18 protein-coding genes are annotated in these 20,210 nt (G+C 55.2%); 3 read left to right on the top strand and 15 right to left on the bottom strand.

The window, feature by feature from the left end; genetic code table 11:
• Positions 1–4 precede the first annotated feature (4 nt).
• From ACESY8_RS02875 to ACESY8_RS02855, 5 genes are all read right to left on the bottom strand, one after another.
• A complete protein-coding gene (locus tag ACESY8_RS02875; RefSeq protein WP_058722725.1) occupies positions 5–385 on the bottom strand; it encodes a metal-dependent transcriptional regulator in 381 nt (126 codons plus the stop codon).
• Positions 375–1,877, bottom strand: coding sequence for an ABC transporter ATP-binding protein (locus ACESY8_RS02870; RefSeq protein ID WP_058722724.1), 1,503 nt, complete (start codon positions 1,875–1,877; stop codon positions 375–377). The genes ACESY8_RS02875 and ACESY8_RS02870 overlap by 11 nt, the downstream gene beginning before the upstream one ends.
• 12 nt (positions 1,878–1,889) lie before the next feature.
• Entirely contained in the window at positions 1,890–2,576 is a 687-nt protein-coding gene (locus ACESY8_RS02865) for an energy-coupling factor transporter transmembrane component T (RefSeq protein ID WP_238043914.1), read from the bottom strand.
• Between the two features lie 44 nt (positions 2,577–2,620).
• On the bottom strand, positions 2,621–3,208 hold the full coding sequence (locus ACESY8_RS02860; protein WP_021632145.1) for an MptD family putative ECF transporter S component: 588 nt from the start codon (positions 3,206–3,208) through the stop codon (positions 2,621–2,623).
• A gap of 124 nt (positions 3,209–3,332) precedes the next feature.
• Entirely contained in the window at positions 3,333–3,950 is a 618-nt protein-coding gene (locus tag ACESY8_RS02855; protein ID WP_058722722.1) for a TetR/AcrR family transcriptional regulator, read from the bottom strand.
• A gap of 126 nt (positions 3,951–4,076) precedes the next feature.
• Here ACESY8_RS02855 and ACESY8_RS02850 point away from each other — a divergent pair, with 126 nt between their 5' ends.
• Positions 4,077–5,828: an ABC transporter ATP-binding protein gene (locus ACESY8_RS02850; RefSeq protein WP_058722721.1), complete on the top strand. Its 1,752-nt coding sequence runs from the start codon at positions 4,077–4,079 to the stop codon at positions 5,826–5,828.
• Positions 5,821–7,545 (top strand): ABC transporter ATP-binding protein, encoded by a 1,725-nt coding sequence (locus tag ACESY8_RS02845; protein ID WP_058722720.1) that lies wholly within the window; start codon positions 5,821–5,823, stop codon positions 7,543–7,545. The genes ACESY8_RS02850 and ACESY8_RS02845 overlap by 8 nt, the downstream gene beginning before the upstream one ends.
• Positions 7,546–7,602: 57 nt before the next feature.
• Here the strand turns inward: ACESY8_RS02845 and ACESY8_RS02840 are convergent, their stop codons facing one another.
• From ACESY8_RS02840 to ACESY8_RS02810, 7 genes are read right to left on the bottom strand one after another with little or no spacing between them, the layout of a single operon-like run.
• The gene (locus ACESY8_RS02840; protein WP_058722746.1) at positions 7,603–7,890 is read right to left on the bottom strand and encodes a winged helix-turn-helix domain-containing protein; all 288 of its coding nucleotides are present in this window, start codon (positions 7,888–7,890) and stop codon (positions 7,603–7,605) included.
• Positions 7,891–7,917: 27 nt separating this feature from the next.
• A complete protein-coding gene (locus ACESY8_RS02835; protein WP_058722719.1) occupies positions 7,918–8,289 on the bottom strand; it encodes a metal-dependent transcriptional regulator in 372 nt (123 codons plus the stop codon).
• 16 nt (positions 8,290–8,305) lie between these two features.
• Positions 8,306–10,015: an ABC transporter ATP-binding protein gene (locus ACESY8_RS02830; RefSeq protein WP_058722718.1), complete on the bottom strand. Its 1,710-nt coding sequence runs from the start codon at positions 10,013–10,015 to the stop codon at positions 8,306–8,308.
• Positions 10,012–11,772 carry an ABC transporter ATP-binding protein gene (locus ACESY8_RS02825; RefSeq protein ID WP_118438869.1) on the bottom strand — a complete coding sequence of 587 codons (1,761 nt, stop codon included), beginning with the start codon at positions 11,770–11,772 and terminating at the stop codon, positions 10,012–10,014. Before ACESY8_RS02825 ends, ACESY8_RS02830 begins: the two co-directional genes overlap by 4 nt.
• 3 nt (positions 11,773–11,775) lie before the next feature.
• A complete protein-coding gene (locus tag ACESY8_RS02820; protein ID WP_082670659.1) occupies positions 11,776–13,293 on the bottom strand; it encodes an ABC transporter ATP-binding protein in 1,518 nt (505 codons plus the stop codon).
• Complete coding sequence (locus ACESY8_RS02815) at positions 13,290–14,012, bottom strand: energy-coupling factor transporter transmembrane component T (RefSeq protein ID WP_058722717.1); 723 nt, start codon at positions 14,010–14,012, stop codon at positions 13,290–13,292. Before ACESY8_RS02815 ends, ACESY8_RS02820 begins: the two co-directional genes overlap by 4 nt.
• On the bottom strand, positions 14,012–14,623 hold the full coding sequence (locus ACESY8_RS02810) for an MptD family putative ECF transporter S component (RefSeq protein WP_058722716.1): 612 nt from the start codon (positions 14,621–14,623) through the stop codon (positions 14,012–14,014). The genes ACESY8_RS02815 and ACESY8_RS02810 overlap by 1 nt, the downstream gene beginning before the upstream one ends.
• Before the next feature lie 188 nt (positions 14,624–14,811).
• Between ACESY8_RS02810 and ACESY8_RS02805 the strand changes: the two genes are divergently transcribed.
• Positions 14,812–15,774 carry a helix-turn-helix transcriptional regulator gene (locus ACESY8_RS02805; RefSeq protein ID WP_058722715.1) on the top strand — a complete coding sequence of 321 codons (963 nt, stop codon included), beginning with the start codon at positions 14,812–14,814 and terminating at the stop codon, positions 15,772–15,774.
• A 158-nt stretch (positions 15,775–15,932) separates the two neighbouring features.
• Here ACESY8_RS02805 and ACESY8_RS02800 read toward each other — a convergent pair whose 3' ends face one another.
• From ACESY8_RS02800 to ACESY8_RS02790, 3 genes are all read right to left on the bottom strand, one after another.
• Positions 15,933–17,663 carry an ABC transporter ATP-binding protein gene (locus tag ACESY8_RS02800; RefSeq protein WP_058722714.1) on the bottom strand — a complete coding sequence of 577 codons (1,731 nt, stop codon included), beginning with the start codon at positions 17,661–17,663 and terminating at the stop codon, positions 15,933–15,935.
• Positions 17,660–19,402 carry an ABC transporter ATP-binding protein gene (locus ACESY8_RS02795; protein WP_058722713.1) on the bottom strand — a complete coding sequence of 581 codons (1,743 nt, stop codon included), beginning with the start codon at positions 19,400–19,402 and terminating at the stop codon, positions 17,660–17,662. The genes ACESY8_RS02800 and ACESY8_RS02795 overlap by 4 nt, the downstream gene beginning before the upstream one ends.
• A gap of 82 nt (positions 19,403–19,484) precedes the next feature.
• Positions 19,485–20,114 (bottom strand): TetR/AcrR family transcriptional regulator, encoded by a 630-nt coding sequence (locus tag ACESY8_RS02790; protein WP_498794592.1) that lies wholly within the window; start codon positions 20,112–20,114, stop codon positions 19,485–19,487.
• Between the last annotated feature and the right edge of the window lie 96 nt (positions 20,115–20,210).

Genomic DNA, 20,210 nt, shown 5'->3' with positions numbered 1-20,210 from the left:
GCGACTATTTCTTTTTGTCCATACTTTGCTTTAGATGCCGAAAGCTATTCTCGCTAATCACATGCTCCATGCAGCAGGCCTCCTGTTCGGCGGTTTTGGGCTCTACACCGGCTTCCACCAGCAGGCGAGTGAAGAAGCAATGTTTCTCGTAGGTCTGCTCCGCTACTTCGCGGCCTATATCGGTCAAGCGGAGGAAGAAATCCTCATCCATGGTGAGGAAGCCACCCGCCTTCAAGGTAGCTACCGCATGGCACACGCTGGGCTTAGACACCTCCATATACCGGGCCACATCCACAGAGCGTACCATGCCTTTCTTTTTCTGGAGTACCAACACAGCCTCCAGATAGTCCTCGCCGGAAGCGTGCAGTTTTTTATCAGGAAGCATTGACCGCACCTGTTTCTTGCTCGTGGGAGAAGAAAGTCCGCAAGAGCTCTACAGCTTTCCCATCCATCGGCCGATGCCACAGCACCTTGCTTCCCTGAATGAACAACAGATAGGTGCAGCATTTGTAAATAAGCTCGGGGTCATGTGTAATCAGAAACAGGCTCTTTCCCATCTCTTTCAGGCGGTTTAAGTTGTCCGATACCTCCAGCATATGCCGGTAATCCAATCCGCTGGTAGGCTCGTCGAATATCAAGAGCTTTTTGTCTGATGCTATTGCACTGCCAATCGCCACCCTCTGTTTTTCTCCGCCGGACAGGGACATGGGATGCAGCTTTACCTTGTCCAACAGATCCAAACTGTCCAGAATCTCACTGGCGTGGGCCGTGTCCGCTTTCTCGTCCTCGATGTCCATACTGAGCAGCAGTTCATCCAGCACATCTTCCGTGAACAACTGGTGGTTTACATCCTGCATGACCATGTAGGAAATGTGCCTGCGCTGCTTTGCGTCATAGGAGGCCCCATCCATTTCAAGCACACCTTTCGCCTTCTTATCCAGACCGCACAGACACCGGGCGAAGGTAGATTTTCCCGCGCCGTTGTTTCCGATAATGCCGATGATCTCCCCTTGGGGCAGGATCAGGTCTGGAATATCCACATTGAGGGGGCCGTGCTTTTCATAGGAGAACTGGAACCCCTTGATATGTAATTGCGGGGCGGAAGGCTTGGGCGAGGCCTCTGGAGGCAGGTGGAATGGGTCCAGTGCCCGTAGCCCCATTCCCTGTAATTCATCAGGCAGTAATTTTTGAAACTCTGCTTTGGTAAACTCCTGCGTAATACTTCCGTGCGTCATGTAGAGAATTCGATCTGCGTAGGGAACGAGATAATAAAGCCGGTGTTCCGCGACGATCACGGTCTTTTTCTCAGACTGCCAGTGCCGGATCACGCCAATTAAATCTTCGATGGTGGCAATATCCAGGTTGGAGGATGGCTCGTCCAATACAAAGATGTCCGGGTGGATTGCGTCGGCAGAGGCGCAGGCGATTTTCTGCTTTTCTCCACCGGACAGAGCAAACAAGCTCCGATTCAGCAGTTTTTCCAGCTTGAGGCTGTGGACAGTCTCCTCCAGACGCTCCCGCATCTCTGGGACCGGCAGGGCCATGTTTTCACACCCGAAAACGATCTCGCTGGTCGTATCTACATTGTAGAATTGCGTCCTTGGGTTTTGGAATACAGACCCTACCCGTTGACCGATTTGATAAAGAGGATAGTCTTTTAACTCTTTCCCATCTAAAAGGACTTGCCCGGTCAGCTTCCCGCCGTAATAATGCGGGATCAGGCCGTTGATCAGCCGGGTCAGCGTCGTCTTGCCGCAGCCGGACTCTCCGCAGAGCAGGATGGTTTCGCCATCCTGGATTGTCAGATTGATATGGTTCAGGTTATTTTGGGTTTCTCCGCTCTCATAAGTAAAGGAAACATCTTTCAATTCGATCACGGTATCACCTCCTTACCACGGACTGAAAAAGTATGTGGAGAGCAGTGCAACTCCGGCAATCAGCACCGCCAGCAGATCCCAGCCAGTAAAACCGACCTTTGTGATATTGGTGCGCCGGACCGGGTTATCCAGGCCGCGGGTCAGGGCTGCCGCGGAGAGATCATCCCCGATTTTGACCACCGAGATCATCAGGGGAATAAAACGGTATTCAATCAGGGCGGCGGGGTTTTGCCAGAATTTCTTTGTCCCGAACTGGACCTCCCGCATCCGCATGGCGTCCTTGATGGCGGCCGACTCCTCCTGCATGGTAGGGATAAAGCGAAACAGGACGGAGAGCGGAATGGTGATCTGCCGCCCAATGTGCATCCGACCCAGCGCAGTAATGCACTCGCTGGCCGTGGTGGATTTGATGATGTAGGCCCCCATCACAAAGGCCGGAAACAGCCGCAGGACCAGTCCCACCAACAGGACTACCAGCATATTGACGATCATGGGAAACTGGACGGAGTTCTGGATAGCCTGCACAAACAGCCCCGCTGCGAACAGGCAGAAGAACACCGTTGCCGTCTTATACTGCCGGTTAGTCAGCAGCAGGACAAAGGGAATCATCGCCACCGCGATCATAAAGGCGGTGTGGCTATATAGAAATTCTGCGGTAGCGACAACGGCCATCAGCAACAGCTTGGTTCGTGGGTCCAAGCAAAAGCCTGTTCTGTTTTCAACAACCGCTTGAAGCTGCTCCATTACACAATTCCAGCTCTCTCAAAGTGTTTTTTCAGCATTTTATGACCCAGCAGCGCGCCCAGAATACCGCCCACAAACAGCAGCGCAAAGCCCACATACAGCATCCAGGAGGGCATCAGGGATTGCAAGGTGTTTGCGTACTGATCGCCCATGGAGGTGTGGATGTTTTCCCAATACGCTTCGCCGGCAAACCAAAGGTTGGCGGGGCAGCCCATGATGCCAAGGCAAAAGCAGGCGTAGCTCAGAACAGTGACCTTGAATTTCTGATAGCCGCCGATTTTGAGCACAACATCACTCAGGATGCCGCCGAGCACCCAGCCGAGCAGGCCGATCCAGCCATAGCCGATCAGATAGAAAAAGATGCCGCCGATGATACCTGTGATGGTCAGCATACCAAACTTCTGAATCTTGGTATAGTAGAGCATCATAGGAATGCCGCAGACGATAGGCCAAATTATGAACAGGAACGGGTAGACCACCGGCAGCGCAGTAAGCAGGCCGACAACAAAGAAAATAACGAGGGTCATGGCTGTGTAAATGCCGACATTGATTAGGTCTTTACCTGTGAGCTTCTTTGTGTTTTCCATTTTTGAATATGTCCTTTCTGAAAAGAATTAAGTGTTGCAAAACCCCGTGCAAAGGGGACGCTGCGGTTTCACCTCCACATCACTTAGTTAGTAGATGCTAACTATTGCGCAAAAATTTTGGGGATCAGATCCCCAAAACTGTCTGCCATCCGGAGTTGAAAAAAGAGACAAGCGTGTGAACATATTTCAGCGCGGCCTCCTTGGGGAAGTTGTGCATGACCACTTCAGCCAGGGACGCAAAATACGCATGGAGCAGAATATGCCACTCCTCTTCCGCCAATTCGCGGACCTGGATGCCCCGAGATTTCAATTCTGCAAAGAACTTCAGCGTGACCCGGGTTTCCAGACAGACAACATCATCCAAAAAGGAGGAATACCGCGTGCCCTCCGCCCGCATAAGAAGCAGCCGGAATACATCAAAATGCTCATAGATGTATTCGATAATGACCGACAGCGTTTCCTCCGACAGTTTCCAGAGGGATTTCAAGTCGTCCGTCTTTGCCAGTTCCATGTGCTCATTTACCGACGCCTCATAGATGGCCTTGACCTCCTGGACAACAGGCTCCACCAGCGCGCCGAACAGAGCTTCCTTATCGTCAAAGTGGTTATAAAAAGCTCCGTTAGTCACATGGGCGTCCTTGCAGATCTCCCGGATGCTGGCCCGCTCAAAGCCATATTCCAGAAAGTGCTTTTGGGCGCAGAGCAAAAGATTTTCGTGTGTCTGCTGAAAGTCTCTTGACATTCGCTGTCCCTCCGTCCTATACTAAAATTACACTGTAATATTACGATGTAATTCAGATTTTAGCACAGGGCACTTGAAATTGCAATACCCTCCTTGTATTTTTTGTGGCCTGAAAGGAGGCTGGTTATGAAGTCGAAAGAACCGGGAACGATTCGGCAGCTCTTTGCTTTCGTGGGAGAAAACAACGGTAAAATGCTCCTCTCCATCTTCCTGGCTGTTTTGGGAGAACTCTTTGGCATGGGCCCATTTTTAATGGTGGCTGTCCTCGCGGACGCCTTGTACCGGGGGACTGCAACGCCCACGCTGGTATTGTTTCTCTGCGGAGGCGCCGCAGTTTGCCAGATCATAAAAATGCTGCTTACCTGGCGGTCCTCCCTGATGTCCCACAAAATTTCCTTTACCATACTGAAAAATATCCGGGAGGCCATTACAGACCGGATGGCGAAGGTCCCCATGGGCGTCATGCTGGAAACACCTACCGGGGCTTTCAAAAATCTGATCGTGGACAATGTGGCGAAGTTGGAGGACTCCATGGCCCATTTCATGCCGGAACTGCCATCCAACATCGCCGCACCCCTATGCAGTATTCTTCTGATTTTCCTGCTGGACTGGCGGATGGGGCTGGCCGCACTGGTGACAATTCCGCTGGGCACCCTCTTTTTTGCCGCCATGATGCGGGGATATGGGCCCCGCATGGAGAACTATATGCGATCTGCCAACGAGATGAACAGTGCCTTGGTGGAGTATGTCAACGGTATTCAGGTCATCAAGGCGTTCAACCGATCCGCAGCTTCCTATGGAAAGTATGCTGATTCTGTCCGCTATTTCCACGATTCCACCATGGCATGGTGGAGCCAGTGCTGGCTTTGGAACGCGGCGGCCCGGGCAGTCCTCCCTTCTACGCTTCTGGGGACCCTTCCAGTGGGAGCGTGGCTCTACATGGAGGGAAGTCTTTCTCTCCCTGTCTTTCTGGTGGCCTTGGTGGTGCCTCTGGGGTTTATTGCGCCTCTGATGAAGGTATCCGAAGCCATGGAGCAGGTCAGCATGATCAAGGGCAATCTGGAACAGGTCACAGCTTTTTTGAAAACACCGGAACTTGTCCGCCCCACAAAGCCCGCAGAGCTTGGGGAGCGGCGTTATCAATTTGAGGATGTCCATTTTGCTTACAATGAAGCCGAAGTTCTCCACGGTATCTCATTCCAGACACAGCCCGGTACCATGACCGCCATAGTCGGTCCATCCGGCTCCGGGAAGTCTACGATTGCCAAGCTGATGGCCGGCTTCTGGGATGTAACCTCCGGTACAGTCCGCTTTGGCGGGCAGGATATTCGCAACATTCCGTTCGGGCAGCTCATGGGCGAGATCAGCTATGTAGCCCAGGACAATTTTCTCTTTGATAAATCCATTCGGGAAAACATCCGCATGGGAAACCCTAATGCCAGCGACGGGGAAGTAGAGGCTGCGGCCAAGGCTGCCAACTGCCACGACTTTATCATGCAGTTAGAGCAGGGCTATGATACCATGGCCGGTGATGCCGGGGACCGCCTCTCCGGCGGAGAGCGGCAGCGCATCACCATTGCGCGGGCCATGCTCAAGCAGGCGTCCGTCATCATTTTGGACGAGGCGACCGCCTATGCCGATCCCGAGAACGAGGCGCTGATCCAGCAGGCTATCAGTAAGCTGGTGGCGGGAAAGTCTCTGATTGTCGTGGCCCACCGGCTGAATACGATCCGCAATGCCGACCAGATATTGGTTGTTGCCAATGGCGAGATTGTGGGCCGGGGCATTCAGGAGGAGCTTCTGGAGAACTGCCCCCTTTACCGGAAAATGTGGCAGGACTACGCCGGCTCTACGGAAGGAGGTGTAGAAGATGTTTGAAATGATTCGCCGTATCTTTAAAATTGCGGGAAACAGCCGGGGAAAAATCGTGGCAGGGATTGTCTGCAATATTCTGAAATCATTCTTCAACGGGTTTATGATGTTCGGTGTATTCTGGATTCTGCTCCATCTGGATGGACTCTCTCCGGTCATCATCGGGCAGGCTTTTGGCGTAATTCTGGGCAGTGTACTGGGCCGCTTCTTTTTCCAGTGGATGTATGACCGTACCATGAGCGGATCTGGCTATGACATTTTCCGGGACTACCGGCTGGAGATTGGAGAACGGCTGAAACAGGCACCCATGGGATATTTCTCAGAACAAAATCTGGGCACCATTCAGGCCATGCTCACCACCACGATTGCCGATTTGGAGGGGTACTCCATGCTGGCGATTGAGCAGATGACCAGCGGTGTGGCCATGGCTGTGCTGATGTCCGTGATGATGTTCTTTTTCAGCCCGGTGATTGCGGGATTGAGCCTTGTGGGGCTGGCGCTTGGGATGCTGGTTCTCCGCTGGGTGAGGCTTCGTGCCGCCCAATATGCCCCTATTTACCAAGAGGCCCAAGAGCATCTGGTCGGTAAGGTGATGGAATACATACGGGGTATTTCGGTGCTGCGTTCTTTCTCTAAAGGTGACGAAGGACAGCGGGAAGTCCGCGCTGCGTTCCAGGAAAAATGGGATGCGGACTACGGACAGGAAAAGGCTACGGCTGGCGTCCTCCGTTTCTATGGGGTGACCTTTAAGCTCATGAGCTGTGTGCTGATTGCGGCGGCGGCTCTGCTGTATCTGGCAGGGCAGATCAGCCTGCCTTATTGCTTGACTTTCCTGTTCTGCGCTTTCACAGTCTATTCCGACTTGGAGACGATGGGCAACAGCGCCTTTTTGAGCAAGAAGATCAATACGGAACTGGACCGGCTGGAGGAAGTCACCGACATTCCAAAGATGGATGCCAGCTCGGAGAAACTGGTTGTGTCCCACTATGATATTTCTCTGGAACATATCTCATTTGGCTATGGGGACCGCCGGGTGATCCATGATATTTCGCTGGAAATCCCGGAGCACACCACCTGCGCGATTGTAGGACCCTCCGGCAGCGGCAAGACCACACTCTGCAATCTGATTGCCCGCTTTTGGGATGTGCAGGAAGGGACCGTTCGGATTGGCGGAAAAGATGTGCGGGATTATACTGCGGACAGCGTGCTGGAATACATCAGCATGGTCTTTCAGAATGTGTACCTCTTTCACGACTCTGTGGAAAACAACATCCGGTTTGGCCGGCCGGAAGCCACCCATGAGCAGGTGGTAGCGGCCGCAAAACGGGCCTGCTGCCACGACTTCATTTTGTCCCTCCCTGAAGGATACGACACAATCATCGGAGAGGGCGGCTCCACTCTCTCCGGAGGAGAAAAGCAGCGTATTTCCATCGCCAGGGCCATTTTGAAAGATGCTCCCATCATCATTCTGGACGAAGCGACTTCCAGCGTGGACCCGGAGAATGAGCAGGCGCTTTTATCTGCCATCCAGGAGCTGACAAAGGATAAGACGCTGATCTCGATTGCCCACCGTCTGAGCACTGTCCGAAACGCCGACCAGATTATTGTAATAGACCAAGGGCGAGTTGTTCAACAAGGGAAACATAACGAATTACTACAAAAGGATGGGATATATCGAAAATTTTTATCTCTACGCACAAGGGCAACTGGCTGGCATCTATAACTGATGAATATAGAATAATGGCTGTGATTAGAGGCAATCTATTCACAGCCATTATTTTTATTTTTGAAAGCGATAACCGTATCCATGTACAGTTTGAATCGCATTGATATTTAGTTTTTTCCGTATCTTGTAGATCCGGCTGGTGACGCTTTCGAGGCCGGAAGCAAAATCATCAGGCATCGCATATCGGTAAAGCTGCTCCCGGGTAAAGGTCCAGCCGGGATGCAAAGCCAGATAGTATAAGATATTGAACTCCATCGTGGTCAACTCCACAACTTGTTCATTTACATAGACCCTGCGTTGATTTGGGTCAATACACAAATTCCCATATTGCAGCACAGCCATCCCGGTCACCAGCTTCACCTCCCGCGACTATTTCTTTTTGTCCATATTCTGCTTCAGATGCCGAAAGCTACTTTCGCTGATCACATGCTCCATGCGGCAGGCGTCCTGTTCCGCGATCCTCGGCTCTACACCGGCTTCTATCAGCAGGCGTGTGAAGAAGCAGTGCTTCTCATAGGTCTGCTCTGCTACCTCCCGGCCTACATCGGTCAGGCGGAGAAAGAAGTCCTCGTCCATGGTAAGAAAACCGCCCGCCTTCAAGGTAGCTACAGCATGGCACACGCTGGGCTTGGATACCCCCATGTGCCGGGCCACATCTACGGAGCGCACCATCCCTCTTTCCTTTTGGAGTACCAACACGGCCTCCAGATAGTCCTCGCCCGACGCATGGAGTTTTTTCATAGACGCGACCTCTCATTTATACAGTGATTTTCTGTTCTGCGTTCCACATGGCCGCATACTTGCCGTTCATAGCCAGCAGCTCCTCGTGGGTACCGGATTCCTTGATCGTTCCGTCTGCCACTACCAGGATCTGATCCGCATTCTTGACGATGGAAAGGGTATGGGCGATCATTACCACGGTCTTTTTCGCCTTGAGCAGATTGGCGATGGCCTGCTTGACCGCCAGCTCGTTCTCGATGTCCAGGGATGCCGTGGCCTCGTCCAACAGCAGAATCGGGCTGTCCTTCAGAATGGCACGGGCGATGGACAGCCGCTGGCGCTCCCCGCCAGAGAGCAGATTGCCGTTCTCGCCGGTAGGGGTATCATAGCCCTTTTCCATCCTGCGGATAAATCCGTCACAGTTGGCCTCCCGGCAGGCTGCCTCAATCTCCGCGTCTGATGCGCCGGGGCGGGCGTGACGGATGTTGTCCCGGATGGTGTCGTCAAAGAGGAACACATCCTGATCTACCATGGAAACCTGCTCCAGCACGCGCTCCGCCGCCACATGATTGATGGGCTTCCCTCCGATGGAGATGACGCCACTGGCTGGCTCATAATATTTTGCAATCAAATTCAGGATGGTGGATTTGCCGGAGCCGGAATCGCCCACAATGGCGGTTAGCTTCTGATCCGGCACCGTAAAGGACGCCTGCTTCAGCACCGGCTCTCCGGGAACATAGGCAAAGTCCACATGGTCAAAGACAATCTCATGGGTAGCGGGCCGCAGTGCCTCCATACTGCCGCTCTCCTCCGGCTCATCCATCACGCCCAAGATTTTTCCTTTGGAGATCATCAGGTTTTTGTAACTGGTGAGGTCTACAAAAATGGCGTTGGCAAGTTTGGAACAGAACAGCGGCAACATGCAGACCAACAGATAGGAAACCGTGTCGATGGCCCCGGCTGCCCACGGCGCATAGGCGTTCCAGATGACCAGCGGGCAGGACAGCCAGATCAGGATGCCCAGCCCGGCTCCTACAGGGAGCACCTTGGCCTCATATACAAAGCTGATGCGGCAGAAGTCCCGCATGGCGCTGATGACCGTCTTGTTTTTCAAGCCACCCACGCCATAAGCCCGGAAGGTCTGGATGCCGGATACATACTCTACGATGCTGCTGACATTCTCCGCACAGATGTCATTCTTTTCTTTGCCGTACTTCTTCACCATACGGAAAGAAAGCCACAAACCGGGAATCAGCAGCAGATCCGCCACCAGCAGGATCAGCCCGGCGGGGACATAGATCGTCATGACAAACACAATCAGCATGATAGACAAGGCAAAGTTTTTCGCCAGGTCCCCGATTTTGTGGGTCAGGATCTTTTCATAGTTATTGACATCGCTGGTGATGGTGTTGATGTAGTCGCCTGTCTGCCCCTGGGTAAACCGGGACAGGGGGATACGCTTGAGATGATCCCCCATAAACAGCCGGATATTTTGGCTGACTTCCGCGCCGCCGATCTGGGCTTTGGTGTAGCCATAGCTGTAAATCAGGATACGGAGCAGGAAGATGCCGGCAATCGCCCCGGTCAGCATCAACACCCGGTTCAGGTCAAACTGTCCCGCCCACAAAAACTGCATGACCGAGTAAAGCAGCAGGAACAGGCTGCCGGAGAGCAGGCCCTCCAAAACAGTTCCCCCAACGCCAATATAAAAATTTTTGTTCTTTTTCAAGACATCGTGTTCTCTCATTCTCCTCGCCCCCCTTCCAACTGATAGGTAATGTTCCGGGCCTTTTCATAGTCCTCCCAGGCTTTCCGGTAGTAAGCGTTATCCCTGCGGACTTCCTCATGGGTGCCGGCGCAGGTGATGGTGTGGTCCTCCACCACTGCGACCCGTTCACACATCTTCAGGGCGCTCAGGCGGTGGGCAACCACAATGACGGTCTTGCCTTTACAAAGATTTTGGATGGCCCTGTCAATCTCCATCTGGTTTTCCGGGTCGGAGGCGCTGGTGGCCTCATCTAAAATCAGGATTGGGGCATTTTTCAAAATGGCGCGGGCAATGGCGATCCGCTGCTTCTCTCCGCCTGAAAACCGGGAGCCGAAGCTCCCCACCTTGGTATCGTAGCCATCCGGCAGAGACATGATGAAGTCGTCGATCTGGGCTTCCTTTGCGGCGGCCCTCACTTGTTCCAGACTGGCGCTGCTCCCCATGCGGATGTTCTCCAGTACACTGTCGCGGGTGAGGAAAGTCTTTTGAAATACGATAGCCACATTGCTCAAGATGGTGTCGTAGTCCAGCTCCTTGACATTTTTTCCGCCGATCAGCACCTCGCCCTCCTGCACATCATAGAAGCGGGAGATCAGTTCGATTATGGTGCTCTTGCCGGCGCCGGACTGTCCCACCAGGGCCAGCCTCTCTCCGTCCCTGATCTTGAGATTGACGCCTTGCAGCACATCGGTTTTGTCATCGTAGGAAAACCGTACATTCCGCAGTTCAATATCATGGCATTGGGGGAAATCCGTGCCGCCCTCATAGATGGGGACATCCAGGATTTCCTTCGCTTTGGTGACCGCGTTCAGCACATTGGCGAAATTGGTCCCCAACTCCTGCAGCGGACGGATCTCCGTCAGGTACATGGACCCCACATAGAGGAACAGCAGGAATGCGCTGGCTGTTAGGGAGCCTTTCAGGAAAAACATCCCGCCCAGCGGCACCATGAGCAGCATTCCGCACTCAATGATGACCACAAAGGCCGCGTAGGGGGGCCCCATGCGGCGGGAGGTCTCGTTCCACATGGCGTTTTCATCATGGATGGCGGAGGAGAATTTCTGGAAGGATTTGCTCCCCATGTTATATGCCTTGATGAGCTTCATGCCGCTGATATACTCGATCATGACCGAGTTCAGCGCGGTGATGGAACGGTTGGCCCGGTCCATCAGGTCGTCCGTGTTGCGGAACATGACCGCCATCACCACGGCCGCAAGCACCAGCGGCACCAGGGAAATCAGAGCCAGCGGGATGTTGACGGTCATCAGGTAGGCAAAAACCACCACCGGCCCCACCAGATAGCACACCAGATCCGGCAGGTTGTGGGCCAGAAACAGCTCCAGCTTCTCAATGTCCTCATTCAGCACGGTTTTGATGTCTCCGGTCCGCCGCTCGTTCAGCGCCCCCAGCGGCACCTTAGCCATGTGTTCCGCTACCATACAGCGCACCTTGAACAGCGCGCCGTAGGCTCCCTTGTGGGATACCACTCCAGATGCCCCGAACAGCACAAAGCGGAGCACCACCGCCGCAGCCACAGCAGCCACGACCCGCACCACCAGTTCTTCGGTACAGGTTCCGCCAAAGGCGGCGTCCATCAGCCGGTAAATTTCAATATAGGGCACCACAATGCACAGGCCCCCGGCCATCGCCAGAAGCACGGCCAGGAACAGCCATACTTTTTGCTCCCCGGCCCAGTGGAGCAGCAAGGCCACACGATTGGTTTTCTTCTGTTTCATAGACTACCTCTCCTTTCCATCTGAATGGCCCAGGCCACCTTCTCTGTCTCCTTCGGAGCCATTCACCTTGACAGAGAACAGCTCTCTCAGCTTCGGGAGGGCGTCCATCACAACGGGTATATCATCGGGCATCTCGCCCTCGTCAAAATGCAGAACACGGGAGCAGGTGCGGCAGACAAATTCAAAATCATGGGTGACAATGAAAATGACCTTTCCCAGTTCAGACAGCCGCCGGATCAGCCCCGCCACCTGGGTCATGCTGTCAAAGTCCAGGCCGCTGGTGGGCTCGTCAAACACCAGCAGGTCTTTTCCGCAGATCATGCTGACCGCTACGGCCACCCGCTGCTTCTGCCCGCCGGACAGCGTATTGGGGTGGCGCTCCCGATAGGGAGCCAGCCCCAATTCCTCCAGAGTCGAGGCGGCCAAGGTCAAGTCCGGATTGCGGATGCCGAAAGAGCACTCCGCCTCCACACTCTCGGCAAATAATTCGTAGTTCACATCCTGCATCACCATGTAGGAGCGTTTCAGCCTGTTCTTCCGCTCCATCGCCTGTCCATCCCACAGAAACTGCCCCTCGCAGTCCTTGTGGAGCCCGCACAGGGCGCGGGAAAAGGTCGTTTTCCCGGCCCCATTGTGGCCCACCACGCCGATTACCTCACCCTTTGCGGCGGCAAGGCTGATGCGGTGCAGGATCGTCCGCTTTTTATACCGGAGCGTGACATTCCGAAGCTCCAGGACAGGGGAAGATGCCGGCGAGTGGACTTGCGGAGGCCGCACCTCCGCCAAGTCCGCCGCCCGCAATCCCATGCGTTCCCGGGCCTCCCTTGGTAATCCGCGGAACTCTTCCGGCGTAAAAACCTTCTCGATCCGGCCCTGCTCCAAGTACACGATCCGGTCCGCCAGATCCATCAGATAATAGAGCCGGTGCTCCGCGATCAGGATGGTCTTGCCCTGCTTTTGAAGCAGCCGCAAATGGCCTTTTAACTCCTGGATAGATGTCATATCCAGATTGGAGGACGGCTCATCCAGCAGGTAAATCTCTGGATTCATGGCATAGACCGAAGCGAAGGCGATCTTCTGCTTTTCGCCCCCGGACAATTCAAAGATATTGCGGTTTCGGAGCGGACTGATATGCAGGTCGTCGGTGGCCTGCTCCACCCGCTCCGCCAACTCCACGGGCGGCCGGGCCTCGTTTTCAATCCCAAAGGCGATTTCGCTGTCCGTGTCCACATTGAAAAACTGCGTCCTGGGGTTTTGGAACACAGAGCCGACTTTAGCGGCGATCTGGTACATGGGCAGCTTGCTGATCTCCTGTCCATCCACCAGTACGCTGCCCGTCAATTCTCCCGCATAGAATTGTGGGATCAGGCCGTTGACCAGCCTTGTGATGGTGGTCTTGCCGCATCCGCTCCGGCCGCAGAACAGGACGCACTCTCCATCCGCAATCGTCAGATTGATGTCGTGCAGGCCGTCATGCTCCTGGCCCTGGTAGGCAAACGACACATGCTTCAGTTCAATCATCCGAACACCCCCTTCCAGTACAGCCCCACAGCGAGGTACGCCGCGAAGCAGACGCCCGCCAGAAGATCCGCGGGTCCTATGTGAATCTGCACCAGACAGGTCCGGGGCTTCGGGTTTTCGATCCCGCGGGTAATGGAGGCGATGGACAACTCATCCGCCGCCTTGGATGCCGCCATCATCAGCGGGACATAAATGCACTCCACCGTCATGGCCGGGTGCGTCAGCAGTCCCTTGGGAGACGGCGACACATCCCGCATCCGCATGGCGTCCTTGATAAACCGCCAGTCCTCCTGGATGGTGGGGACATAGCGGAGCATGACAGCCAGCGGGATCACCAGCTTTTTCGGTGCGTGGATGCGGTTCATGGCGGATAAGAATTCGCTGACCTTCGTGGTAGAGAGGACAATGCCGGACAGCATCCCACAGGGATAGACCTTATGGAACAGCCCCAAAAAGGCGATAAACATGGTGCGCCAAGTGCCCGTCATGGTGTCCATGATCCAGAGGGTGAGCAGGACAATCAGCGCATAGAACAGTACACCCTTCCAGGCATATTTCCACTTCCCGAAGCAGACGCCGAGCAGCCCGATCAGCACCACAAGGCCCAGTTCGTAGAATAGGGACGGGGCCATCATAGCGGAAAGGATGCAGAACAGCAGCAGCAATATCTTCGTCCTGGGGTCCAGCCACAGCCCGCGCCGGGATGACGCTCCGCCCATCATGCGGTGATCCCAGCCTTTTCAAACTGCTTTTTCAGCATCTTGCCGCCGACCCAGCCGCTGAGAGCCGCCACCGTCAATGTGCCGGCGATGATGACCACGAGGAGCCAGGAGGGTGCGGAGGCGTTCATGGTGTCGATGTAGGACTGTTCCGTGCCATTGTTCAGCATGGTGCTGGCCCAGCCGTCCGGGTCAAGAAAGAATACCACATAAGTATAGATGCCTCCCAGGGAAATCAGCATATAGGACAGCAGATTGATGGCCTTGTTGCGGTAGTGACCGGCGCCGGCTACCAAGTCCGCAATGAGTCCCATCCCGATATAGCCCAGGGAAAACGCCCAGTGCATTCCGGTGGCAAACCAGATGATCCCCATGATGATGCCGAGGATTGTGACGCTCCACCGCTTCTGCACTTTAGCCACCATCAGCAGATAAATAGGGCCGCACAGCAGCGCCGCCCCCATCGGCATATAGAAGGTCAGGACTGGATTCGGGGCGAACGGAAGTCCGCCGACCAGGGTAAACACAAAAAAGATGGCACTGAAAATACCCGTTGTCACAAGATCCTTGACCGTAAGGCCCTTCTTCAGTGAATTGACTTGATTACTCATTTTGCTCCTCCTGTTTTTGCGTCATGTTGACTTTTTCTTTGTGATATGCTACTCTTTGGTTAGAGTTCGCTAACCGTCACCTATAACATACACTCGATTGGGGCGGCTTTCAATGATTTGAAACGAGGTTCGTCTTTTCGTTTCAAAAGTTCGTCCAATCGTTGTAAAGAGGAGGCGAGTCTTTTGTCATGCCCGAAATCATTGAGCAATACTATGCGCCGCTGTTGAAAGGGCACGGTTTTATTCCCGACCCGGATAATCAGCAGTATGGTTCTTTAGGTATCTCGTGGAAGTTATCGCCCGAAATCGGAGAGGGGTCCTACTGGACCTACGGGCAAAAGGATCTGTACGACATCAAGATCCATAACTTTTCCTTTCACGAGGACTCTCTGCTGGAATTCTCCCTGCCAGAGTGTTTGAGCATCACCCGCTATGATTCCATCTCCGGCGAGGAATTGGCTCCGTACCGCCGGCTGTCCGCCGGGTGTATCAAAACCTATATCGGTGGCTATTCGCCCTACCGGGTGCTGATCCACAAAAATATTCCCATTCGCTCCATCGGCGTTGAGATCATGCCCGCCTACTATGAGGATTATCTCAAAAAGCAGTATCCGGACGAATACCACAACCCGGTGGAGGCATTCCGAAAGATCGACCAGACAACAGACTTCCCGGAAATGTCCAGGCTCCTTACAGAGCTTCAAAATTACCGCGGAGATGGGATCGCCGCCAAACTGTTTTATGAGAGCAAGGTAGCCGAAGCGTTGTCGCTGGTGGTGGAGTATCAGAAAAAGCGTCCGGCGGCCACTGGGCGGCTGGCAACCCAGGATATTGAGAATATTCAGACAGTCGCTACCTACCTGAGCGACCATTACGCCGCGGAAGTTCCCATGGAGCGTCTGACCCAGATTGCCTGCATGGGGACAACAAAACTCAAGAGCAGTTTCAAGAAGGTCTACGACTGCACCATCACCGAGTACATCCAGCAGCGCCGCATGAGCCAGGCGGAGTACCTTCTCACCAATACTGATTTGTCCATTGGACAGATTGCGCAGACTGTGGGCTATTCTACCTCCAGCCGCTTTGCGGAGCTGTTCCGAAAGAGCACTGGACTGTTACCGGGAGAGTTTAGGAAGGTAGGAAAGAAGTAGAATAGAAAGCGTGCAGCTCCACTTTAGTTTTGGAACTGCACGCTTTCTTTATAGCGTTCCCCATATCTGCGCATGGCGATTTTTTTGCTGCAAATGCCATAGCCACCCAAAAATCACAGTGCAAATATCTGTACTGCAGTTTTGTCTTTTGCGATCAATCAAAGTGTCCATCGGCTGGACTCCGTGCGCTCGGACACGAAATCCCGGTAGATGCCCGCCTGCTGGATCAGTTCGTCGTGGGTACCCTTTTGGACGACGCTGCCCTGGTCCAGCACCAGAATCTGATCCGCACCCCGCACGGTCTTGAGCCGGTGGGCGATCATCAGCACGGTCTTCTCCCTCGTCAGGGCTTCCATAGCCCTTTGGAGCTGATCCTCATTCTCGGGGTCCACATTGGCCGTGGCCTCGTCGAAGATGACGATGGGCGCGTCCTTCAAGAGACACCGGGCGATGGAGATGCGCTGCTTCTCTCCGCCAGAGAGCGTGGCTCCTCCCTCGCCAATTACCGTATTATATCCATCCGGCAGGGCGGAGATAAAGTCGTGGCAGCACGCCTTTTTTGCAACCTCCACCACCTGCTCATGGGTAGCGTCCGGGCAGCCGAACTTGATATTGTTCTCCACCGTGTCGGCAAAGAGGTACACCCGCTGGAACACCATGCTCACCTGCTCCATGAGGGATTCCAGTGTGTACTCCCGCACATCCCGGCCGCCGATGGTCACACGGCCGCCGTCCACATCCCAAAACCGGGCGATCAGGTTGCAGAGAGTGGTCTTGCCCGAGCCGGAGGGCCCTACAATGGCGGTGGTCGTTCGATCTGGGATGGTCAGAGACACATCCTTGAGGATGGGGCGACTTCCATAGGAGAAGTTCACATGGTCGAATACAATCTCGTGGTCCTCTGGACGGATTACCGTGCCGCGCTGATCCATCTCCGGGATGTCGTCCACCTGGTTTGCATGGTCGATGGAGCTGCCCACCAGACGCAGGGCGGACACGCCGCTGCCCGCGGACTGGATCTGGGAGAAAATCAGGAAGGAGACGATGACCGCCATCAGCGCATTGGCGAGGGACATGGCTCCTGTCAGGCACAGCCCCACCGACGCGGCCAGGATCAGAACGCTGAACAGGTGGAGAACCATCTCCTGGCCCCAGATATAGGGAGTGAACAGCTTCTCTACCGCCAGATTGTTCGCCCGGCTGTCCTCCAGAGCCTGCCGCACCCGCTTGTCACCCTTTCCGGTCAGGTTAAAGGACTTGATGACGCTCATGCCCTGGAGCTGTTCCAGCACCGCCTCCACCAGCCGGGCCTCGTCCCGCTGGCGCTTGGGGGCGATTTTGGCGGACTGTTTCTCCATTCCGGAGAGAAGGGCCAGATACACCAGCATCCCCGCCAGGGCCAGCAGACCGATCCGCCAGTCCCAGAACAGGATGCACAGCAGCATGACGGCAGAATTGATCAGGCCGCCCAGGATACCAACCAGTACCATAGGGCCGGTGCTCTCCACCTCGTCCAGAACGGTGGTGGTGATGCCGGTGAGCTCCCCCAAACTCTGGTCGTTGAAATAGCCCATGGGGACCCGCTTGAGTTTGTCGCCGATGGAGATACGCTTATTCGCCACCATGAAGTAGCCGGCGTGGGTCTGTTGGAGCTGGCTGAAGCGGTTGAGGACCGCCCGGCCCAGAATGCTGGCCAGCAGAAGCCCCAGCGCCTGCCATGCCGGGGCGGGGTCTGTGGAGCCGCCCACCAGGGCCAGCACCACCACATAGATGGCCGCGATCTGGAACATGTGGAACACCGCGTAAAAGAAGCCTAAAATCATGGACTTTCGGATATTGCCCTGTTCCTCGCCGGCAAAGTGCCAGATTTTTTTCAGAACGCCGATCATGCCTGCTCTCCCTCCTTTGCGCCCATGTGAGCCCGCCACATCTCTTGATACAGCGGGCAGTTTTTCAAAAGTTCTTCGTGGGTGCCCGCATCCTGGATGCGGCCGCCATTGACTACCACGATCTGATCCGCTCCCGTGATGGTGCTGAGGCGGTGGGCGATGACCAGAACGGTCTTTCCCGCCACCAGCTTACCCACGGCCTGCTGAACAACAGCTTCGTTCTCGGGGTCTATGTAGGCGGTCGCCTCGTCCAGCACCACAATGGGCGCGTCTTTGAGCATGGCCCGGGCGATGGCGATGCGCTGGCGTTCGCCGCCGGACAGATGGGCGCCGCCTCCGCCCACCACGGTGTCGTAGCCGCGTTCCAGGCCCCGGATAAAGGCGTCGCACCCGGCGGCCTTTGCCACGGCCTCCACCTCGGCGTCGGTGGCCGCCGGGCGACCCATGCGGATATTTTCCCGGATGCTCTCGTCAAAGAGGTAGTTGTCCTGGGAGACAAAGGCCACCTGGTCATAGAGCTGCTTCAGTGGGACCCGCTTCAAGTCTTGTCCGCCCAAGGTGATGGAGCCGGAGGTTACATCCCAAAAGCCGGCGATCAGCTTGGCGATGGTGGACTTGCCCGAGCCAGAGGGCCCCACAAAGGCGGTCATGCTCCCGGCGGGAATGGTGAGGGACACATCGTGGAGCACCTCCTTGTCCGCGTGGTAGCCGAAAGACACATGGGAGAGCTTGATGTCCCGGCCCCGGAACTCCACCGACGCTTCCCCGTGATCCTGCTCCGCCCCGTTCAGGATGGCGTCCACCGAGCCCACGATGGTGCCCACTTTGGCAAGGCTGTCCACAAAGTCCATAGCGGCCAGCAGAGGCCCGGCAATGCCCAGGGACAGGACGATGGTGGTGATAAAGGTCTCGATGGGCAGACTCCCTCCGGTGTAGAGAAGCCAGCCCACCGGCAGAATAGTAATCATGGTGGTAGGTGAGATGGCACGGGCCAGAGAGACCGGCATCTGGCAGCTCTTCATCCAGTGGTAGAAGTAGGAGGCGTTGGCCTTTACGCTGTCGGAGAAGCGGGCATAGGACTGCTTGCCCTGGTTGAACGCCTTGATGACCTCAATGCCGCCGATGTACTCCACAATGGCGCTGTTCATGGCCTGGGTGGTCTTGACCGAGCCCTCATACTGCTTGCCGTAGCCAGCCATCACCGCCATCATGAAAGCCATGCCCACCGGGATGGACACCATGCTTAAAAGGGCCATCCGCCAGTCCAGTACGAACAGGTAGATCAGGATGCACACTGGCCCCAGCACATTGGCGGTCATCTCCGGCAGAAGATGGGCCAGGGGCCGTTCCATGCTCTCCACCTGGTCCACAATGATCTGCTTCATCTGGCCGCTGGAGGTGTCCAGAATCGTACCCAGAGGCATCTTTGGCAGCTTCTCCAGCACCCGCTCCCGGATGGATTTCAGGATGGCAAAGGTGGCCTTGTGGGATTGGGACAGGGCCAGGGAATACAGGGTGGCCCGGAGCAGGAAGCCCACGAGCGCCACAACACACCATATCAGGTAGTATTGCATACTCTGCTCCCCTTTCAGCAGGCCCAGGGTGATCTGCGCCGCGGCGAAGTAAGGGAGCATCCCAAACAGTACCCCCACCACAGCGGACAGGACCGCCCGCTTCAGGCCGCCCTGCTGTCCCTCTCCCAGCTCCCACAAACGGAGCATGGGGCTTTGTTGTTTCATGATATAAATTCCTCCTTTTGGTTAGTAATTGCTAACTTTTGTGCAAACAGGAGGGCTGCACCCAAGGGCACAGCCTCTTTTGTCAGGGCTGAGGGTCAAACACGGTGCCGAAACCTGCCATGTGGTAGCGGTTGAGCATCTTGACATAGCGGTGGGCGGCGGCGAGGTCCATGTTGTGCCGCACCACCTCGAACATGCCGTTGAAGTAGGCGGTGACGATGATATGGATGAACTCCTCCGTCACCAGGCCGGATTTGACGCTCTCGCAACCGATGACCTCCATGTACTTGTAGGTGTACTCCACCTCGATGTCCACCAGTTCGTCCAGGAAGCGCGAAAACCGGGTACCATGGGCCCCGTCCAGCAGCAGGCGGAATACATCAAAGTGGTCGTAGATGTAGTCCAACAGGTCTTCCTGATGGCGGGCAGTGTACTGGCCCATCTCGGCCCTCTGCTCCTCCTCCGGGAATTGGTGAAAGTCCTCCTGGACCTTGCGGAACATGGCCTTAAATTCATCCACCACCGGCTCCGCGAGGGCGCGGAACAGCCCCTCTTTGTCCCCAAAGCGGGTGTAGATTGACCCGGTGCTGGTCTCCGCTTCCTGGGCGATGGTACGCAAGGAAGCGTCCAGAAATCCCCTGGACAAAAACTCCTCCTTGGCGCACTCCAGCACCCGGTCATAGACGCCCACCTTTTGTTTTGCCACTGCCATTCCTCCTCATTCAAAACAATGTTTTATAACGCTGTTTTGAATATAGCACTACGGTTTTCATTTGTCAAGAGGGGAGCTCAGAATAAGAGAGCGAAA

It is taken from the genome of Clostridium sp. ATCC BAA-442 (assembly GCF_964239415.1).
In the GTDB taxonomy this organism is placed as follows: Bacteria; Bacillota; Clostridia; order Oscillospirales; family Oscillospiraceae; genus Flavonifractor; species Flavonifractor plautii.
The sequence above is the reverse complement of the archived record's forward strand: the minus strand, read 5'-3'. Positions and strand labels throughout refer to the sequence as shown.

Bases quoted from the DNA above. Each gene is read 5' to 3' on its own strand.
- ACESY8_RS02825 (WP_118438869.1), bottom strand. From the start codon at position 11,772: ATGAAACAGAAGAAAACCAATCGTGTGGCCTTGCTGCTCCACTGGGCC.
- ACESY8_RS02800 (WP_058722714.1), bottom strand. From the start codon at position 17,663: ATGATCGGCGTTCTGAAAAAAATCTGGCACTTTGCCGGCGAGGAACAG.
- ACESY8_RS02820 (WP_082670659.1), bottom strand. From the start codon at position 13,293: ATGATTGAACTGAAGCATGTGTCGTTTGCCTACCAGGGCCAGGAGCAT.
- ACESY8_RS02790 (WP_498794592.1), bottom strand. From the start codon at position 20,114: ATGGCAGTGGCAAAACAAAAGGTGGGCGTCTATGACCGGGTGCTGGAG.
- ACESY8_RS02860 (WP_021632145.1), bottom strand. From the start codon at position 3,208: ATGGAAAACACAAAGAAGCTCACAGGTAAAGACCTAATCAATGTCGGC.
- ACESY8_RS02830 (WP_058722718.1), bottom strand. From the start codon at position 10,015: ATGAGAGAACACGATGTCTTGAAAAAGAACAAAAATTTTTATATTGGC.
- ACESY8_RS02855 (WP_058722722.1), bottom strand. From the start codon at position 3,950: ATGTCAAGAGACTTTCAGCAGACACACGAAAATCTTTTGCTCTGCGCC.
- ACESY8_RS02845 (WP_058722720.1), top strand. From the start codon at position 5,821: ATGTTTGAAATGATTCGCCGTATCTTTAAAATTGCGGGAAACAGCCGG.
- ACESY8_RS02810 (WP_058722716.1), bottom strand. From the start codon at position 14,623: ATGAGTAATCAAGTCAATTCACTGAAGAAGGGCCTTACGGTCAAGGAT.
- ACESY8_RS02815 (WP_058722717.1), bottom strand. From the start codon at position 14,012: ATGGGCGGAGCGTCATCCCGGCGCGGGCTGTGGCTGGACCCCAGGACG.
- ACESY8_RS02835 (WP_058722719.1), bottom strand. From the start codon at position 8,289: ATGAAAAAACTCCATGCGTCGGGCGAGGACTATCTGGAGGCCGTGTTG.
- ACESY8_RS02875 (WP_058722725.1), bottom strand. From the start codon at position 385: ATGCTTCCTGATAAAAAACTGCACGCTTCCGGCGAGGACTATCTGGAG.
- ACESY8_RS02805 (WP_058722715.1), top strand. From the start codon at position 14,812: ATGCCCGAAATCATTGAGCAATACTATGCGCCGCTGTTGAAAGGGCAC.
- ACESY8_RS02795 (WP_058722713.1), bottom strand. From the start codon at position 19,402: ATGAAACAACAAAGCCCCATGCTCCGTTTGTGGGAGCTGGGAGAGGGA.
- ACESY8_RS02850 (WP_058722721.1), top strand. From the start codon at position 4,077: ATGAAGTCGAAAGAACCGGGAACGATTCGGCAGCTCTTTGCTTTCGTG.
- ACESY8_RS02840 (WP_058722746.1), bottom strand. From the start codon at position 7,890: ATGGCTGTGCTGCAATATGGGAATTTGTGTATTGACCCAAATCAACGC.